This window comes from Escherichia sp. AM3 (assembly GCF_032029835.1).
In the GTDB taxonomy this organism is placed as follows: domain Bacteria; phylum Pseudomonadota; class Gammaproteobacteria; order Enterobacterales; family Enterobacteriaceae; genus Escherichia; species Escherichia coli.
In genome coordinates this window covers 1-345 of the sequence record NZ_JAVUPQ010000706.1, presented here as the reverse complement: position 1 = coordinate 345, position 345 = coordinate 1, and the positions used below count along the sequence as shown (strand labels likewise).

At 58.6% G+C, this 345-nt stretch carries 1 pseudogene; it reads right to left on the bottom strand.

The features are described 5' to 3' along the window. A pseudogene (gene nfrB, locus RTW80_RS27995) lies at positions 1-345 on the bottom strand (glycosyl transferase family protein); the annotation flags it as partial.

Here is a 345-nt window from a genome sequence, read left to right as displayed (position 1 = left end):
ACATTGCCCGCGGATCGTGACCGCGTCGGCGTGCATACCAGTGACGTAACCCTGTGACAATTTGTCCCCGCAGAACAATGACGTAACGCACTTTGCGTCCGACTTTACGCGTCAGGGCCGCCAGCGAAACCGGGTCAATACCATCTTCACTGCCGACAATTAACTCGTCATTTTCCAGACGCAGCGGCAGTACCGCATAATGCAGCGCCACGGAGGCCGGCATTTCGGCAATCAGCGAGGAAGGGATCTGCCAGGCATCGATGGATTCCCACGCCACGCCGTTTTGCTCTGCCAGCGCCTGTGCCAGCTGCTCGGCGCTAATCAGCCCCTGCATCAGCATTGAAC